This is a genomic window from Streptomyces sp. NPDC032940 (assembly GCF_040636935.1).
GTDB lineage: Bacteria > Actinomycetota > Actinomycetes > Streptomycetales > Streptomycetaceae > Streptomyces.
The window spans coordinates 1-17,344 of the sequence record NZ_JBEZVJ010000015.1 but is presented as its reverse complement, the minus strand read 5'-3'; the positions used below and the strand labels follow the sequence as shown (position 1 = coordinate 17,344).

Below are 17,344 nucleotides of genomic sequence, written 5' to 3'. Positions count from 1 at the left end.
CACAACTGCCCGGTGTTCCGCACGACTTCGATGACGAGAAACCCATGCCGACCCCCCTCACCCACGACGACCCCAGCGCCCTCGGGCCCTACCGGCTCATCGCCCGGCTGGGCAGTGGAGGCATGGGCACGGTGTACGTGGCGCGCTCGGGCGGCGGGCGCACCGTGGCACTCAAGACGATGCACGCGGCCATCGCCGCGGACCCGGCCGCCCGCACCCGTTTCCGGTTGGAGGTCGATGCCGCCCGGGTCATCGGCGACCGGTTCGGCGCACGGGTGATGGACGCGGACCCGCTCGCGGAGACACCGTGGATGGCCACCGAGTACGTGCTCGGACCGTCGCTCGACGAGGCCGTCGGCATCGCCGGACCGCTGCCCGAGGCCTCCGTGCGGGCGCTGGGTGCCGCGCTGTGCGGCGCGCTCGGCCAGTTGCACCGCAGTGACGTGGTCCATCGCGACCTCAAGCCGTCCAACATCCTCGTCGCCGGGTACGGTCCCAAGCTCATCGACTTCGGCATCGCGAGGGCCATCGGCGACGACCGTCTGACGCGCGCCGGTGCGACCGTGGGCACACCGGCGTTCATGTCGCCGGAACAGGCCACGGGGCAGGACCACGGAGCTCCCGGTGACGTGTTCGCGCTCGCTGGCGTGCTGGTGTTCGCGGCGACCGGCCGCGCCCCGTTCGGGCACGGACAGGCCGCGGATCTTCTGTACCGGGTCCGGTACGCGGAAGCCGACCTCGAAGGAGTGTCGGCTGCGCTGGCGCAGGCGCTCGCCCCCTGTCTGTCCAAGGATCCGCTGGAGCGTCCCCGCACCGAAGACCTGGCCGTCCGACTCCACGACGGGTCGGGGGAGTTCGCCGACCACTTGCCTGAGGCGCTGCTCGCGGACATCGGCCGGCGCGCGGCTGACGTGTGGCAGCCGATGCCGCAGCGTGCGGCTCCACCCGCGGTTCCGGACACGTACGAGGCGGCTCCGGAAGAAGCACGGCGTGCACCGTCCCGCCGTCGGTTCCTGATGTGGGGCGGAGCCGTGGCTGCGAGCGGCGCGGCCGCGGCCGGAGGGGCGTGGTGGGGGAGCAGGGACACCGACAGGCGTCAGGGCGCGATCGCACCCGCGCCGACGCGCAACCTTGACCCGCTGTGGCAGTACGAGAACTCGAACCAGATGATGATGCTGAACTGGAGCCTGATCATCCCCCAGTCGGCCAATGGTCACATCGACCTCGCCATGCGTGCCCAGACCGTGCGTCTCAACTCCTACACCGGTTTGCGGCAGACGATCGCGATCTCGGGGGAGTGGTGGCAGGTGGCATCCGTCGAGAACACCGACTACCGGCTCTCGAACGACTTCGATCACCCCCAGGACCAGAGAGTCCCGGTCGAGGTCGCCACTTATGACACGCAGCAGCACTACGTGAAACCCACCGGGACCTACTTCCCGGACACGAACTACGATCTACGCGGCCACCAGCTCCTCACCGTCGTCGGTACCACCGCGTACATGGTGCTGGGGCAAGGGACCTCGGACTACGACGGGACCTTCTCCGCCTCGCAGACCTGGACGCTGCGCGCCGCCGACCTCTCCACCGGCCGGACTCTGTGGAAACAGCCCCTGCCGAAGAGACCGGACAAGAGCACCCGCCTGTACATCCTCTCCGCGGCGGTCGTCGGCACACGCCTCGTGACGTTCCAGGAAGCCAACGACAAAAAGGTGCGCCTCGTGGTCCGTGACACCCGTACCGGAGCCGTGCTCTGGGACAAGCCCCACGACGCCGACGACCCCGAGCCCCTGCGTAGTCCGATCGCCGTCGACCAGGAGCGTGTCTACGTCGGAGGCACGGGACTCAGGGCCTTCCGGCTGACCGACGGGGCGCAGGTGTGGGCGAGCGGACAGGGGCGTCGGTACAGCCCGCCGACGGTGAAGAGAGGCGTGGTGTACGCCGTCGCCGAGGAGGGCGGGATCGAAGCGGTGGACGCCGTCCGAGGCACGTCGCTCTGGACCGAGAAGACGGACCAGGCACAAGGCGCGTACACCGCCTGGCGTCCTCTGATCGGCGACCAGCGGGCGTACTACCGCAGCGGCGTTCACCTGCGGGCCGTCGGCCTGTCGTCGCACACCACGGAGCGCACCTACAAGACGAGCGGCGAGCAGTTCCACGTGGAGGCGCACCTGGGGCTGATCCTCGCCGTGGACGCCGATCACGTGTCCGCCTACCTGCTCGTCTAGCCGGCCACGTCCCACACAGACATCTCCCGCCTCCCCTCAGTAGAAGGACCTCGCATGGACCCCCTCGGTACCGGAGACCCGATTCGTCTTGGTCCCTACCGCCTCCTCGGCGTCCTCGGAGCAGGCGGCATGGGCAAGGTGTACGTGGGACAGGACACCGCCGGAGGCCTGGCCGCCGTCAAGGTCCTGCGCCCCGAACTCGCCCACGACACCGACCTCGCCCAGCGCTTCGTCCGTGAGGCGCAGGCGGCGCAGGCGGTGCGCAGCCCCGGTGTCGCGGCAGTGCTCGGTGCCCAGACCGAGGCGGCACGGCCGTGGATCGCCACCGAGTACCTCGCGGGCGTCACACTCGACCACGCGGTGGACACGCACGGCCCCCTCGACGAACCCGCACTCAGAGCGCTCGCGGCCTCCCTCGCCCGCACCCTCGGCGACATCCACGCGGCCGGCTTCGTCCACCGTGACCTGAAACCCCCGAACATCGTCCTCACCTCGGCCGGTCCACGCGTCATCGACTTCGGTATCGCCCGGCCCGAACACGGACTCACCCTCACCAGCACCGGTCAGGTGCCCGTCACCCCCGGATACGGAGCGCCGGAGCAGGTGCTCGGGCGACGGGTCGCCCCGTCGGCCGACGTGTTCTCGCTGGGCGCGGTGCTCGTGTACGCGGCCACCGGGCGACGGGCCTTCGACGGCGGGCACGTTGCGGAACTCCAGTACCAGGTCGTCCACGGCGAGCCCCTGCTCGACGGCATCGAGCCACGGCTGCGGGAGCTGATCGCCCCCTGCCTGGCCAAGGACCCGGCCGTGCGTCCCACCCCGCCGCAGATCGTGCAAGCCATGTCCGCGCCCAAGGGTGCTGACCGGGTGTGGCGCAAGGGCAAGCTCGCCGACGCCATCAAGCAGCGCGAAGCCGATTCACGTGAGCTGACGAGCCAGGCCGCACTGACGAGCAGTGGCGCCACACCTCCCGTCACCCGGCGCCGCCTGCTCACCGGGTTCGTCACGACGGGCGCGGTGCTGGCCGCGGGGGGTGGTGCGACGGCATGGTGGTTCGGCAGCCGGGAGGAGAAGGCACCTCCCCAGGTCAGGAAGACCGACCCGTTCGACATCCCACCCGCCGTGCCGACCCCCGAGGAACCGCTCGGTACAGTCGACTTTGACGCGGTCTACGGTGACCAGCCCACGACCATCTGGTCGCTGGAGGACGAAGCAGACCTCTTCTCACCGAAGCTCCTGCCGGTGCGGGACGTCCTCGTCCTCGGCGCCGCGAGCGGCGGTATCGCCGCCTACGACGTCAAGGACGGCACACGACGCTGGAGCGCGCCGGACCTTCAGCCGAAGCGCGGGTATCTGTCGCTCTCGGACCGCCTGGTGGCGGGGGCCGACGACAATGGCGTGCTGCGCACCCGCGTGCCCTCCACCGGGACAGCACGATGGACCTGCCCCGGGGCCGAGGCGAAGTGGCTGCTAGCCGCCGACGACGAGGCGGTGTACGTCGTCACCGACGACGACCGGCTGCGCAGCGTGCGACGCGCGGACGCCAAGGTCGTCTGGACGGTGACCCTGCCTGGCGACTTCCGCAAGAAGCTCAACGAGTACGCCGTCGTCGGGCGGGGCCGGCTGGTCCTCCCCACGACGGACGGCAACGTTCTCGTCGTGCGCACGAGCGACGGCCGTCCGATGTGGCGACGCACCGACCGTGTCGGCGTCTCGGTACGCCCCGCCGTCGAGAACGACGTGGTCTACCTCAACGGCAAGACACTGGACGCACGCCGCCTCAGCGACGGGGAGGCGCTCTGGAGTACGAAGCTCGACGCGGACCAGGACGCCGCGGACCAGTGGGGGCAGCCGGTGGTCACCGATGAGGCCGTGTACGCCGTCGGCGGCTTCTACCCGAGGCGACTGGACAAGAGCAACGGCGAAGAGGTCTGGCGGGGAGACCGCGATGCCACCACCGCGAGCCCTCTGCTGGTGCAGGGGCACGGTGTCTGGTCGGTCGTGAGGGCTGACATCACCGGTGACGAACGGCTGTTCATCGACACGGTCACCACCGCCGACGGCGAGTCGGCATGGGGCTACCAGGTGTCTCCCCTGTTCCAATACCGCCTGCGCATGGCCGCCGACGGCAACCGCGTCTTCTACATGAGCGACAGCTCGGTCTACGCCCTCACCTGCTTCTGAACGGCACGGTCTCAGCCCGGCAGCCGAAGCTCCCCGCATCCGTGCCGCGTCGCCGACCGCTCGGCGAACATGCGCAGGGCCGAGGCCAGGAACTCACCCGTCGGAGCCGTAGACCGTCGCGTCGATGCTGAACACCGCCGGCACGGTGCTGCCCGGGCACGACGCCGTCGCCCTGGCGCTGTCCCGTGTGATGCCGGGCTGAGGCCAGTCCGGGTCGTCGCCGCCCGCCTCCGGCCGCAGCCGTTGGGCGTACGGGCCGAACGCCGCATCCAGGGAGTAGAGGACCTCGTCCCTTCCCCCCGTCTCGCCGAGGAGGCACTGCTCCAGCGGGGCGCTGTCCGATGCCTTGGTCTCCTCGATCCAGTCGATCCAGTCGATCCAGTCGTCCGGTACGGAATCCGACAGCCGGATGCCGGCGCACGTGCCCGACGCGCTCAGCAGCGCCGTCTTCCCCTTCGAGGGCGGGAGCTCGGGCAGGGAGCTGCCGAAGGCCGCCAACACGACGCATGACTCGCTGCCTTGCGGGCGACGGCCGTGGCGAGCTGCCCCACCGCGCGACCCCCCTCGGTGTTCTCGTGGGACTCGTCGCCCGCGACGCTCACCACCAGGGACGCGTCCTTGTTGGTGCAGGGCAGTACGACGCCCGTGTTCCGCAGGTCCGTGTAACCGCGCCAACCGCCGCCCAGTGCCACGGGCAGGTTGTTCGGGGAGCCGCCGCCCAGCATGCTCAGCATGTCGTCCCCCGTGCCCGAGGGGGCCGCGTCGGCGGGGATCAGCCCGACGGACACGGTGAGGTCAGCCACTTGGCACACACGGAAGGGCGTCTCGCCGTACCCGTACTCCCCGTCCGGGAGAGGCCGACCTCGGTGTCGAGGCTGGTGAAGACCGCCGACTCGTCGTACGGGATCAGGCCACCGCAGTACCTCGCGAGCTTGTCCTCGTAGCGTCAACCCGGCCCGTGTCACTCACCCGATACCAGGTGTAGGCGGCTGCGAGCGCGAGTACCAGCGGCAGTACACAGAAGAGACCGATCCTGCGGACGATCTTCACTGCCCGCCCCCGTCCTCCACCAACCCCACCTGAACCAGCGGCTTCCCCCGCCGACGCGACACGAACACGCCCCGCCCCGGCGGCATCTGGCGCGGGCGGACACCGCCGAGCAGGTCGCCCTCCGCCGGGTCGCCGCTGAGGACGACGCCCTGGGCGCCGAGTTCCTTGATGCGCTGCATGAAGGCCTCGTAACCGGCGCGGCCCGCGCCCGCGGTGGAGCGGGCGATGATGAAGCGCACGCCCACGTCCCGGGCGAAGGGCAGCATCTCGGTCAGGCCCGCCAGCGGGTTGCCGCTGGACGTGGCCACCAGGTCGTAGTCGTCGATGACGATGTAGATCGTCGGGCCGTTCCACCAACTGCGGTCACGCAGCTGCTCCGGTGTGACGTCGGCGGTCGGCGTACGGCGCTGCATCAGCTCGGCGAGCGCGTCCATGTGGTGCTGCATCTGGTTCGACATCGGGACGTACTCGGCCAGGTGCGAGGACGGGGTCACGCCCAGCAGGGAGCGCCGGTTGTCGACGACGAACAGCTTGCAGTGGTCCCCGTCGTAGCGCTCGGTGATGCGCTGGACGAGGAGCTTCAGCAGGTTCGACTTGCCGGACTCGCTCTCGCCGAAGACGAGGAAGAACGGGTCCTGGTCGAAGTCCACGAACACCGGCTCGAGGCTGTCCTCGTCGAGCGCGAAGGAGACTCCGCGCCGGGGGAACCGGTCGCCGGGCGGCAGCTGGCGGGCCGGGAACTCCCTCGGCAGCAGCCGCACCGCGGGCGCGCCGGGCTGCTGCCAGTGCCGGGAGACCTCGGTGGCGAGCGCCTGCGTCGCCTCCGCCAGGTCCGTGTCCGAGGACAGGCCGTCGATGCGCGGCACCGCCGCCATGAAGTGCTGCTTCTGCGGCGTCTGGCCCCGGCCGGGCACACCCGTCGGCACGTTGGCCGCGATCTTTCGGTCGAACTCGGAGTCCATGGGGTCGCCGAGCCGCAGTTCGAGCCGGTTCCCCAGCTGGTCCTTGACGTTGCTGCGGACCTCCATGGACCGGGACGCCGTGAGGATCAGGTGGATGCCGTAGCCGAGACCACGCGCCGCGATGTCCAGGACGTACGGCTCCAGGGCCTCGTAGTCCGTGCGGAAGTTGCCCCAGCCGTCGATGATCAGGAAGACGTCGCCCCACGGCTGGTCGGTCACGGAGATGTCGCCCCGCGCGCGGCGGCTGCGGAACTCCGCGATGGAGGAGATGCCGGCGGTGCGGAAGTACTCCTCGCGGCGGGTCATGACGCCGTAGACCTCGGCCGTCGTGCGCCGTACCTGCTCGGGGTCGAGGCGCGAGGCGACACCGCCCACGTGGGGGAGCCCGGCCACGGCCGACATGCCGCCACCGCCGAAGTCCAGGCCGTAGAACTGCACTTCGTGCGGAGTGTGGGTGAGACTGAAGGAGGCGATGATCGCGCGGAGCAGCGTCGACTTGCCGGACTGCGGGCCGCCGAGGATCTGCATGTGGCCGGCCGCGCCGCCGAAGTCCAGCCACAGCGGGTCCCGGCGCTGCTCGTACGGCTTGTCGACGAGACCGACGGGCACCACCAGCCGGCCCGCGCCCTCGTAGCCGGGCTGGGTCAGGCCGCGGCCCGGAACCTCCGCGAGGCCCGGCAGCAGCGTGTCCAGCGACGGCGGGCTGTCCAGCGGCGGCAGCCACACCTGGTGGGCGGCCGGACCCTGCGCCTCGAGGCGGCGCACGATGACGTCGAGGACCGTGTCGGCGAGCGCCTCGTCGGGCTCCTCCCGGGTCTCCTCGCGCTGCGCGGGCACCGGCAGGTACTGCACGGGGACCTGGGCGGCGGTGAACAGCACGGGCCGGCGGTCCACGGGGAGCGGGCACCCGTAGGACGCCGTCTGCTGGGCGCTCGTGCGGTACACGCCCGAGACGTACGCGGCCTTGAAACGGACCATCTCGTCCGTGCCGAACTTCAGGAAGCCGGAGCCGGGCACGTTCGGCAGTTCGTAGGCGTCGGGGACGCCGAGCGCGGCCCGCGACTCGGCCGCCGAGAAGGTGCGCAGACCGATCCGGTACGAGAGGTAGGTCTCCAGCCCGCGCAGCCGGCCCTCCTCCAGGCGCTGCGAGGCGAGCAGCAGGTGTACGCCCAGCGACCGGCCGATACGGCCGATCTGCACGAACATCTCGATGAAGTCCGGCTTGGCCGTGAGGAGTTCGCTGAACTCGTCGATCACCAGGACGAGCGACGGGATCGGCTGCAGCGGGGCACCGGCGGCGCGGGCCTTCTCGTAGGCGTGGATGTTGGCGTAGTTGCCCGCGTCCCGGAGCATCTCCTGGCGGCGGTTGAGCTCGCCGCGGATCGAGTCGCCCATCCGGTCGACGAGTGTCAGGTCGTCCGCGAGGTTGGTGATGACGGCCGCGACGTGGGGCATCTGCGCCATGCCCGCGAAGGTGGCACCGCCCTTGAAGTCCGCCAGCACGAAGTTGAGGGTCTCGGAGGAGTGGGTGACGGCGAGACCGAGGACCAGCGTGCGCAGCAGCTCGGACTTGCCGGAACCGGTCGCGCCGACGCACAGGCCGTGCGGGCCCATGCCCTCCTGCGCCGCCTCCTTCAGGTCGAGCATCACGGGCCGGCCGTCCTCGCCGACGCCGATCGGCACCCGCAGCCGCTCCGACTGCGAGCGGGGCCGCCAGGTGCGCCGGGTGTCGACGGAGGCCGCGTCGCCCAGGTTGAGCAGATCCGTGAACTCCAGGTTGGCGAGCAGCGGTTCGTCGTCGTCGCCGCCCGACGCCATGCGCAGCGGGGCGAGCTGCCGCGCCAGCGCCTCGGCGGCCTCGTACGACAGGCCGTCGGGCGTACCCTCGTAGACCATGCCGTGCGCCGACTCCAGGCGCAGCTCCTTGGGGTGCACGACGATCGAGAGGTCGCCGCGTCCGCTGGTGAGGCTGCCGGGCATGACCTCCAGCACCGTGACGCCCTGCATGCCCTCCGGGCTCGCCAGCAGCGACGTCGGCGGCAGCGAGACCCCGTCGAGCACGACGACCAGGTGCGGCTGGTCGGGCACGGGCTGGCCGTCAGGGTGGAAGCGGGGACGCCCCTGGAGCCGGTCGGCGAGCAGGTCCTCCAGCTCCACCGGGTCGGTCGTGATCAGACGGATGCTGCCCGCGCCGTCCGCGGCGCCCCGGGACTGCACGTGCGGCAGCCACTTGGCCCACTCCCACTCCCCGGCGGACTCCCGGCCGGTGGCGACGGCGACGACCAGGTCGTCGGGGGAGTGCAGCGAGGCGAGCGAGGCGGTGACGGCGCGGGCGGTGGCGCGCACGGGGCCGGTCTCACCGCTGACCGTCACGTGGTAGAAGGCGCGCAGCGAGATCGCCATCGGCAGGTCGTCGAGGGTGCCGTGCGTGGCGAGGAAGCGCTGCATGGCACCCGTGGTGAGCGGCTCCAACTGGTCGACGGGGGCCGTCTCCGGCGCGATCAGGGGAGTGGCCAGGGCCTGCGGACCGAGGCCCACCCGCACTTGGCCGAAGTCCTCGTCACCGGCGCGCCGCTCCCACACCCGGCTGCCCTCGGCGACCAGCGCCCACAGTTGCTCCGGTGAAGGATGCAGGTAGTACTGGGCGTCGCGCTGGACCCGCGCGGTCGTCTGCGCGGACTCCCGGGTCTGGGACAGGTAGCGCAGGTAGTCCCGGCGCATGTCGGCCATCTGCCCCTGGTTGCCCCGGCGGTAGCGGACCAGCATCGCGATGCCCATGGCGATCGTGGAGGCCACCATCACCATGCCCATGATCTTCATGAACGGCTGGGCCTGCGGGTTGAAGAAGAAGACCACGGAGCCGCCCATGCCGAGCATGGGCAGGAGCTGCATCAGGGCGCCTTCCTGCTGCCCCCGCGGCAGCTCGGGCGGTGGCTGCAGCACGACTTCCTGCGTGGGCACGTCCTTCGGCAGTGCCCGTGGTGGGCGCTTGACGACGATGTGACTCACTTCGCACCAATTCCCTTGCCCGGCCGATCCGTTCCGCCCGCCGCCCCGTGTCCGGCGCACGTCGATCGCGAAGGGCGATCCTACTGACTCCCGCTGACAACGGCGGACGATAGGGTGCCCGTGAGACGTGTGAACAGTTGCGAATCGGCCGGGGATCGCGGCGGCGCGGGACGGCCGGACACGACGGCCACCGGCGGACGAGGCGCCACGCTACCGCGCCCAGCCCGCATCACCGACGAGAGCCCGTATTACCGACGAGGGGGAACAGCAGGTGAGCATGACGGCCTCCGCGCCGGCCGGCGCGGCCGGCGGAGCGGGCAGCACAGTCCCAGCGGGGTCAGGCACGGGACTCGGCTTCTGCCGGGTCACCATCGTGGCTCCCGACAGCCGCATCGACGTGGCGCTTCCCGACGACGTACCGGTCGCCGACCTCTACCCGGAGATTCTCAGGTTCTCCCAGCAGAGCCCCGCCGAGGGCGCGCCGGTCGGCTACCACCTCGTACGCCGTGACGGCACCGTCCTCGACAGCGCCCGGTCCTTCGCGGCCCAGCGCATCCTGGACGGCGAACTGCTCACGCTGCGGCCCTTCGCCGCGTCGCTGCCCCCCGCCGTCATCGACGACGTCTCGGAGGCGGTCGCCTCGGCCGTCACACGCGACCGCGCCCTGTGGGACGGCGAGCTCACGCGCACCGCCGGCCTGGTCGGGGCAGGCGTCCTGCCGGTGCTGCTCGCCTTCGTGGCGTGGAGTTCCCAGGTCCGCCACGACATGCACAGCCTCCAGGGCATCATCGCCGCGGTCACCGGCGTCCTGCTGGTCACCTTCGCGTGCGTCCGCGCCCGGGTGTACGACGACCGCGGCTCCGCGGTCGCCCTGGGCCTCGGCGCCCTCCCGAACATCGCCGTGGCGGGCTCGGGACTCGTGCCGCTCGCCGACGGCCAGGGCATCGGACGGCTCCAGTTCCTGCTCGCCTGCGCGGCGGTCCTGATCGCCGCCGTCGTGCTGACGCTGGTGTCCCCGGGCGGCGACAGCCCCTTCGTGGCGTTCGTCTTCGCCGCCGCGATCGGTCTGCTCACGACCTTCATCGCGATGCTGACGCACCTCGAGCCCAGGGAGACGGCCGCGATCTGCGCCCCCCTGTCGGTGTGCGCCCTGGCCTTCCTGCCCGGCCTGTCCATGCGCTTCGCCCGGCTGCCCATCGGCTTCGAGCTGCCCAACGGCTCGCGCGGTTCCTACACGACGGACGAGACGGTCTCCCCGGAGCCCGTCGACGCCGAACGCGTCGCCGCACAGGCCCGCCGCGGTCACGAACTCCTCGCGGGGCTGGTCGGCGGCTGCGCGCTCCTGGCGGTCGGCGCGGCGATCGTCCTCAGCTTCTCCGCCGACGTCTGGGCCCAGCTCCTCGCCCTGGCCACCGGCATCGCGATGCTGATGCGCGCCCACCTGTTCCGCTACACCACACAGGTCGCCGCCACGCTGGCCGCCGGACTCGGCTCGCTCGTCTTCCTCGGGCTCGGGCTCGCGATGAACCCGCCCGTGGAGTACTGGCGTGACGCGCTCCAGGGCGACACCGCCGCCCTCGACATCCGCAGCGTGTGGCTCGCTGCGGCCGTCGCTGCGGCCGTCGTGCTGGTCACGGCCATCGGCCTGATCACCTCCCGGCGGGGTGTCACACCGTTCTGGGGCCGCTTCACGGAGATCGCGGAGGCCTTCGTCCTCCTGACCCTGATCCCCCTCGCGCTGGCGGTCTTCGACGTCTACGCCTCGGCGCGGTCGATGACGAGCGACTGACCGGCGCCCGCCGCGGGGAGCGGGGCGCGCACCCCGCCCCGGTCCGAGGGGCGGCGCACACCGTGCCGCCCCGCCCGCCTCACCCCGCGCCGTTGCCCGGCGCCGGCTCCAGGTCGAACTCGCCGTCCCGCGCGCCGAGGACGAACGCCCGCCACTCCGCCTCGGTGTACCGCAGCACGGTGTCCGGGTCGAGCGACGACCGCATGGCCACGGCGCCGCCGGGAAGGTGGGCGATCTCGACCCGCTCCTCGTGCTCCTCGGTGCCGGGCGCGCTGTGCCACTCGACGCCGGAGATGTCGAGGGAGTACAGCTCGTCCCTCTCCCGCTCCTTGCGCGCCTTCACTTCGGCGTTCCCGGTGTTCTCGGCGTCGGCCATCGGGCTCGGTCCTTCCTGCGTGCCAACGGATGCGCGGTCACCCTACTTCGCGGGGTTCTCCCAGCTCAGCGGTTTGCCGATGTCCGTACCGACACGGGTGACGCCCCGGCCGCGGAGGCCGCGGACAACGGCGTCCGCCCAGGCTGGTACGCTGTGTGACGGCCGTTTGTGTACGCGCCCCCGGAGCCCAGTGCCCTGGAGGCCGCGCCCAGCGGATCCCCGCCTTCCGAGTCACGGAAGATCCCCCGAGAAGCAGACCGGGGGCACTCGAAGGCCAGTCACAGTCCAAAGAGGAGTACGCGTGTCGCTCGACGCCGCCGTCAAGAAGCAGATCATCTCCGAGTTCGGTACCAAGGAGGGCGACACCGGCTCCCCCGAGGTCCAGGTCGCGCTGCTGTCCCGTCGGATCTCCGACCTGACCGAGCACCTGAAGACGCACAAGCACGACCACCACTCCCGCCGTGGCCTGCTGATCCTCGTCGGTCAGCGCCGCCGGCTGCTGCAGTACCTCGCCAAGAAGGACATCCAGCGCTTCCGTGCGCTGGTCGAGCGCCTCGGCATCCGCCGCGGTGCGGCGGGCGCCAAGTAAGACGCCGTGGAGGGAGCGGTTCCCATCGTTCGGGGGCCGCTCCCTTTGCTGTACGTGCGAGGTGTCACCGCGGCTTTGTAGTGTGGTAACACAACGCAGGACGTACGACACAGCGTGAGGGGCGCCCGCACAGGCGGCGCACACCACGCACACCGAACGAAACGAGGAGAAGCGCGCCTCGCCGCCGCCGGTCCTCGGTAGTGGCCCCCGGGAGAGGAATCCCGGGTGCTTCGATCGAAGACCGGCCCGCACAGGACGGAGCGCTTCTCCGCCACCGTCCCCCCGCCACACGGGCGAGGAGGGACGAAGACGAGGAGAAAACACTAGTGGAGAACGAGACCCACTACGCCGAAGCCGTGATCGACAACGGCGCTTTCGGCACCCGCACCATCCGCTTCGAGACGGGCCGCCTGGCCAAGCAGGCCGCCGGTTCCGCCGTGGCGTACCTGGACGACGACACCATGGTGCTGTCGGCCACCAGCGCCTCCAAGAACCCCAAGGACCAGCTCGACTTCTTCCCGCTCACGGTGGACGTCGAGGAGCGGATGTACGCCGCCGGCAAGATCCCCGGCAGCTTCTTCCGCCGCGAGGGCCGGCCGTCCGAGGACGCCGTCCTCACCTGCCGCCTCATCGACCGCCCGCTGCGCCCGTCCTTCAAGAAGGGCCTGCGCAACGAGATCCAGGTCGTCGCCACGATCATGGCGCTCAACCCCGACCACCTGTACGACGTCGTGGCGATCAACGCCGCCTCCGCGTCGACGCAGCTGGCCGGCCTGCCCTTCTCCGGCCCGATCGGCGGCGTCCGCGTCGCGCTGATCCGCGGCCAGTGGGTGGCCTTCCCGACGCACACCGAGCTCGAGGACGCCGTCTTCGACATGGTCGTCGCGGGCCGTGTCCTGGAGGACGGCGACGTCGCGATCATGATGGTCGAGGCCGAGGCCACCGAGAAGACCATCAAGCTGGTCGAGGGCGGTGCCGAGGCCCCCACCGAGGAGGTCGTCGCCGCCGGTCTCGAGGCCGCGAAGCCCTTCATCAAGGTGCTGTGCCGCGCCCAGGCCGACCTCGCCGCGAAGGCCGCCAAGCCGACCGGCGAGTTCCCGATCTTCCTGGACTACCAGGACGACGTCCTGGAGGCGCTGACCGCCGCGGTCAAGCCCGAGCTCGCCCAGGCGCTCACCATCGCCGGCAAGCAGGAGCGCGAGGCCGAGCTGGACCGCGTCAAGGCGCTCGCCGCCGAGAAGCTCCTGCCGGAGTTCGAGGGCCGCGAGAAGGAGATCTCCGCCGCGTACCGCGCGCTGACCAAGTCCCTGGTCCGCGAGCGCGTCATCAAGGAGAAGACCCGCATCGACGGCCGCGGTGTCACCGACATCCGCACCCTGGCCGCCGAGGTCGAGGCCATCCCGCGGGTCCACGGCTCCGCCCTGTTCGAGCGTGGCGAGACCCAGATCCTGGGCGTCACCACCCTCAACATGCTCCGCATGGAGCAGCAGCTGGACACCCTCTCCCCGGTGACCCGCAAGCGCTACATGCACAACTACAACTTCCCGCCCTACTCCGTCGGTGAGACCGGCCGCGTCGGCTCCCCGAAGCGCCGCGAGATCGGCCACGGCGCCCTCGCCGAGCGCGCCATCGTGCCGGTGCTGCCGACGCGCGAGGAGTTCCCCTACGCGATCCGCCAGGTGTCCGAGGCCCTCGGCTCCAACGGCTCGACGTCCATGGGCTCGGTCTGCGCCTCCACCATGTCGCTGCTGAACGCCGGTGTGCCGCTGAAGGCCCCCGTCGCCGGCATCGCCATGGGCCTGATCTCCCAGGAGATCAACGGCGAGACGCACTACGTCGCCCTCACCGACATCCTCGGTGCGGAGGACGCCTTCGGCGACATGGACTTCAAGGTCGCCGGCACCAAGGAGTTCGTGACCGCCCTCCAGCTCGACACCAAGCTGGACGGCATCCCCGCCTCCGTCCTGGCCGCCGCCCTCAAGCAGGCCCGTGACGCCCGCCTCCACATCCTCGACGTGATGATGGAAGCGATCGACACGCCGGACGAGATGTCCCCGAACGCGCCGCGGATCATCACCGTGAAGATCCCCGTCGACAAGATCGGTGAGGTCATCGGCCCCAAGGGCAAGATGATCAACCAGATCCAGGAGGACACGGGCGCCGAGATCACGATCGAGGACGACGGCACGATCTACATCGGTGCCGCCGACGGCCCGGCCGCCGAGGCCGCCCGCACCACGATCAACGGCATCGCCAACCCGACGATGCCCGAGGTCGGCGAGCGCTACCTGGGCACGGTCGTGAAGACGACCACCTTCGGCGCGTTCGTCTCCCTGCTGCCCGGCAAGGACGGTCTGCTGCACATCTCGCAGATCCGCAAGCTCGCCGGCGGCAAGCGCGTGGAGAACGTCGAGGACGTCCTCGGCGTGGGCCAGAAGGTCCAGGTCGAGATCGCCGAGATCGACTCCCGCGGCAAGCTCTCCCTGATCCCCGTGATCGAGGGCGAGGAAGGCGACGAGACGAAGAAGGACGACGCCGACCAGTGACGTCCCGTGGCAACAAGGCGACGGCCCGCACCTCCTCGGAGGCGCGGGCCGTCGCCCGTACCCAAACCCTGATCAAGGGCGAGAACGGCATCGGCACGGTCCGCAAGACCACCCTCCCGGGCGGCCTGCGCATCGTCACCGAGACGCTGCCCTCGGTCCGCTCGGCGACCTTCGGCATCTGGGCGCACGTCGGCTCCCGCGACGAGACGCCCGCGTTGAACGGCGCCACCCACTATCTGGAGCACCTGCTCTTCAAGGGCACGAACCGCAGGTCCGCCCTGGACATCTCCTCCGCCGTCGACGCGGTCGGCGGCGAGATGAACGCGTTCACGGCGAAGGAGTACACGTGCTACTACGCGCGCGTGCTCGACACCGACCTGCCGCTCGCCATCGACGTCGTCTGCGACATGCTGACCGGCTCCCTGATCCGCGAGGAGGACGTCGACGTCGAGCGCGGCGCCATCCTCGAAGAGATCGCGATGACCGAGGACGACCCCGGCGACTGCGTGCACGACCTGTTCGCGCACACCATGTTCGGCGACAACGCCCTCGGCCGCCCCGTCCTCGGCACCGTCGACACGGTCAACGCCCTCACCGCCGACCGCATCCGCCGCTTCTACAAGAAGCACTACGACCCCACCCACCTGGTCGTCGCCGCCGCCGGCAACGTCGACCACAACAAGGTCGTACGCCAGGTCCGCGCCGCCTTCGAGAAGGCCGGCGCCTTCAAGGACCCGGTGGCCGCGCCCGTCGCCCCGCGCGAGGGCCGGCGCACCCTGCGCACCGCGGGCCGCGTCGAGCTGATCGGCCGCAAGACCGAGCAGGCCCACGTCATCCTCGGCATGCCGGGCCTGGCCCGCACCGACGAGCGCCGCTGGGCACTGGGCGTCCTCAACACCGCCCTCGGCGGCGGCATGTCCTCGCGCCTGTTCCAGGAGGTCCGCGAGAAGCGCGGCCTGGCCTACAGCGTGTACTCGTACACCTCGGGCTTCGCCGACTGCGGCCTGTTCGGTGTGTACGCGGGCTGCCGGCCCTCCCAGGTCCACGACGTGCTGAAGATCTGCCGCGACGAACTCGACCACGTCGCCGAGAACGGGCTGTCCGACGAGGAGATCGGCCGCGCCGTCGGCCAGCTCCAGGGCTCCACCGTCCTCGGCCTGGAGGACACCGGCGCGCTGATGAACCGTATCGGCAAGAGCGAGCTGTGCTGGGGAGAGCAGATGTCCGTCGACGACATGCTGGCCCGGATAGCCTCGGTCACGCCGGACGACGTCCGCGCCGTCGCCCGCGACGTCCTGGGCCGGCGGCCCTCGCTGTCGGTCATCGGCCCGCTGAAGGACAAGCAGGCGTCCCGGCTGCACGACGCCGTCGCCTAACCCCCGGTAAGGAAGTCAGAAGACATGAGCAAGCTGCGCGTGGCCGTCCTCGGCGCCAAGGGCCGGATCGGTTCCGAGGCGGTGCGGGCGGTCGAGGCCGCCGAGGACATGGAACTGGTCGCCGCCCTGGGCCGCGGCGACTCGCTGGACGCGCTGACCGACAGCGGCGCGCAGGTCGCGGTCGAGCTGACCACCCCGGCGTCGGTCATGGACAACCTCGAGTTCTGCGTGCGGCACGGCATCCACGCCGTCGTCGGCACCACGGGCTGGACCGACGAGCGCCTCGCGCAGCTCAAGGGCTGGCTCGACGCCTCCCCGGAGACGGGCGTGCTCATCGCGCCCAACTTCTCCATCGGCGCCGTGCTGACCATGAAGTTCGCGCAGATCGCCGCCCCGTACTTCGAGTCCGTCGAGGTCGTCGAGCTGCACCACCCGAACAAGGTGGACGCCCCCAGCGGCACCGCCACACGCACCGCGCAGCTCATCGCCGAGGCCCGGCAGAAGGCAGGCGCCGCTCCGGCGCCCGACGCCACTGCCACCGCCCTCGACGGAGCGCGCGGCGCGGACGTGGACGGCGTCCCCGTGCACGCGGTCCGCCTGCGCGGCCTGCTCGCACACCAGGAGGTCCTGCTCGGCGGCGAGGGCGAGACCCTCACCGTCCGGCACGACTCCCTGCACCACAGCAGCTTCATGCCGGGCATCCTGCTCGGCGCCCGGCGCGTGGTGACCACTCCGGGCCTCACCTTCGGCCTGGAACACTTCCTGGACCTGGGCTGAGCCATGCGCGCGAAGATCACCTACCTCATCACGGCCGTCGTCCTGGTCTTCTACTTCGTCCTGGTCGGCAGCCGCGGCGTGATGCTCATCGACGCCGGCACCCCGCTCACCGTCACCCTCGGTGTGGCGGTGCTGGTGCTGCCGGCGATCGGCCTGTGGTTCCTGTGGAAGAACACCCAGTTCGTCCGCCGGGCCAACCAGCTCGCCGCCGAACTGGACGCCGAGGGCGGCCTGCCCGTCGACGAGCTGAAGCGCACCCCCAGCGGCCGCATCGACCGTGACTCGGCCGACGAGGTCTTCGCCCGCCGCAAGGCCGAGACGGAGGCGGCTCCCGACGACTGGCGCAGCTGGTTCCGGCTCGCCCCGACGAGCTGGACCGCATCGTCGACCTCATGCGCCACCTGCGCGGCTCCGAGGCCCGCATGCACGTCCGCGAGGAGATCCCGTTCTACACCGGG

At 71.0% G+C, this 17,344-nt stretch carries 11 protein-coding genes and 1 pseudogene; 9 read left to right on the top strand and 3 right to left on the bottom strand.

Annotation, left to right across the window (positions count from 1 at the left end; translation table 11 throughout):
• The first annotated feature begins 44 nt into the window (after positions 1-44).
• Together AB0E77_RS19520 and AB0E77_RS19515 are read left to right on the top strand one after the other, a co-directional pair.
• Positions 45-2,228: a protein kinase gene (locus tag AB0E77_RS19520; RefSeq protein WP_361572183.1), complete on the top strand. Its 2,184-nt coding sequence runs from the start codon at positions 45-47 to the stop codon at positions 2,226-2,228.
• Between the two features lie 54 nt (positions 2,229-2,282).
• Complete coding sequence (locus AB0E77_RS19515) at positions 2,283-4,412, top strand: serine/threonine-protein kinase (RefSeq protein WP_361572180.1); 2,130 nt, start codon at positions 2,283-2,285, stop codon at positions 4,410-4,412.
• 93 nt (positions 4,413-4,505) lie between these two features.
• On the opposite strand, the gene AB0E77_RS19510 is transcribed toward AB0E77_RS19515, so the two are convergent.
• Together AB0E77_RS19510 and eccCa are read right to left on the bottom strand one after the other, a co-directional pair.
• Positions 4,506-4,913 carry a hypothetical protein gene (locus AB0E77_RS19510; RefSeq protein ID WP_361572177.1) on the bottom strand — a complete coding sequence of 136 codons (408 nt, stop codon included), beginning with the start codon at positions 4,911-4,913 and terminating at the stop codon, positions 4,506-4,508.
• A 545-nt stretch (positions 4,914-5,458) separates the two neighbouring features.
• Positions 5,459-9,433, bottom strand: a complete 3,975-nt coding sequence (gene eccCa, locus AB0E77_RS19505) for a type VII secretion protein EccCa (protein ID WP_361572174.1) — start codon at positions 9,431-9,433, stop codon at positions 5,459-5,461.
• A gap of 277 nt (positions 9,434-9,710) precedes the next feature.
• Here eccCa and eccD point away from each other — a divergent pair, with 277 nt between their 5' ends.
• On the top strand, positions 9,711-11,222 hold the full coding sequence (gene eccD, locus AB0E77_RS19500) for a type VII secretion integral membrane protein EccD (RefSeq protein WP_361572452.1): 1,512 nt from the start codon (positions 9,711-9,713) through the stop codon (positions 11,220-11,222).
• A 79-nt stretch (positions 11,223-11,301) separates the two neighbouring features.
• Here the strand turns inward: eccD and AB0E77_RS19495 are convergent, their stop codons facing one another.
• Positions 11,302-11,598 (bottom strand): DUF397 domain-containing protein, encoded by a 297-nt coding sequence (locus AB0E77_RS19495; protein WP_361572171.1) that lies wholly within the window; start codon positions 11,596-11,598, stop codon positions 11,302-11,304.
• Positions 11,599-11,899: 301 nt separating this feature from the next.
• Here AB0E77_RS19495 and rpsO point away from each other — a divergent pair, with 301 nt between their 5' ends.
• The 6 genes and pseudogenes from rpsO to AB0E77_RS19465 all read left to right on the top strand — a co-directional run.
• On the top strand, positions 11,900-12,187 hold the full coding sequence (gene rpsO, locus AB0E77_RS19490) for a 30S ribosomal protein S15 (RefSeq protein ID WP_006130415.1): 288 nt from the start codon (positions 11,900-11,902) through the stop codon (positions 12,185-12,187).
• A 326-nt stretch (positions 12,188-12,513) separates the two neighbouring features.
• On the top strand, positions 12,514-14,733 hold the full coding sequence (locus AB0E77_RS19485; protein WP_361572168.1) for a polyribonucleotide nucleotidyltransferase: 2,220 nt from the start codon (positions 12,514-12,516) through the stop codon (positions 14,731-14,733).
• Positions 14,730-16,109 (top strand): pitrilysin family protein, encoded by a 1,380-nt coding sequence (locus tag AB0E77_RS19480; RefSeq protein ID WP_361572165.1) that lies wholly within the window; start codon positions 14,730-14,732, stop codon positions 16,107-16,109. Before AB0E77_RS19485 ends, AB0E77_RS19480 begins: the two co-directional genes overlap by 4 nt.
• 24 nt (positions 16,110-16,133) lie before the next feature.
• Positions 16,134-16,886, top strand: coding sequence for a 4-hydroxy-tetrahydrodipicolinate reductase (dapB, locus tag AB0E77_RS19475; protein ID WP_361572162.1), 753 nt, complete (start codon positions 16,134-16,136; stop codon positions 16,884-16,886).
• Between the two features lie 3 nt (positions 16,887-16,889).
• Positions 16,890-17,249: pseudogene (locus tag AB0E77_RS19470) on the top strand (hypothetical protein); the annotation flags it as partial.
• Positions 17,250-17,278: 29 nt separating this feature from the next.
• The coding region (locus AB0E77_RS19465; protein WP_361572449.1) for a hypothetical protein at positions 17,279-17,344 on the top strand (66 nt) is incomplete at its 3' end.

Coding starts and splice junctions, on each gene's coding strand:
- dapB (WP_361572162.1), top strand. CDS start 16,134: ATGAGCAAGCTGCGCGTGGCCGTCCTCGGCGCCAAGGGCCGGATCGGT.
- AB0E77_RS19495 (WP_361572171.1), bottom strand. CDS start 11,598: ATGGCCGACGCCGAGAACACCGGGAACGCCGAAGTGAAGGCGCGCAAG.
- AB0E77_RS19515 (WP_361572180.1), top strand. CDS start 2,283: ATGGACCCCCTCGGTACCGGAGACCCGATTCGTCTTGGTCCCTACCGC.
- eccD (WP_361572452.1), top strand. CDS start 9,711: ATGACGGCCTCCGCGCCGGCCGGCGCGGCCGGCGGAGCGGGCAGCACA.
- AB0E77_RS19520 (WP_361572183.1), top strand. CDS start 45: ATGCCGACCCCCCTCACCCACGACGACCCCAGCGCCCTCGGGCCCTAC.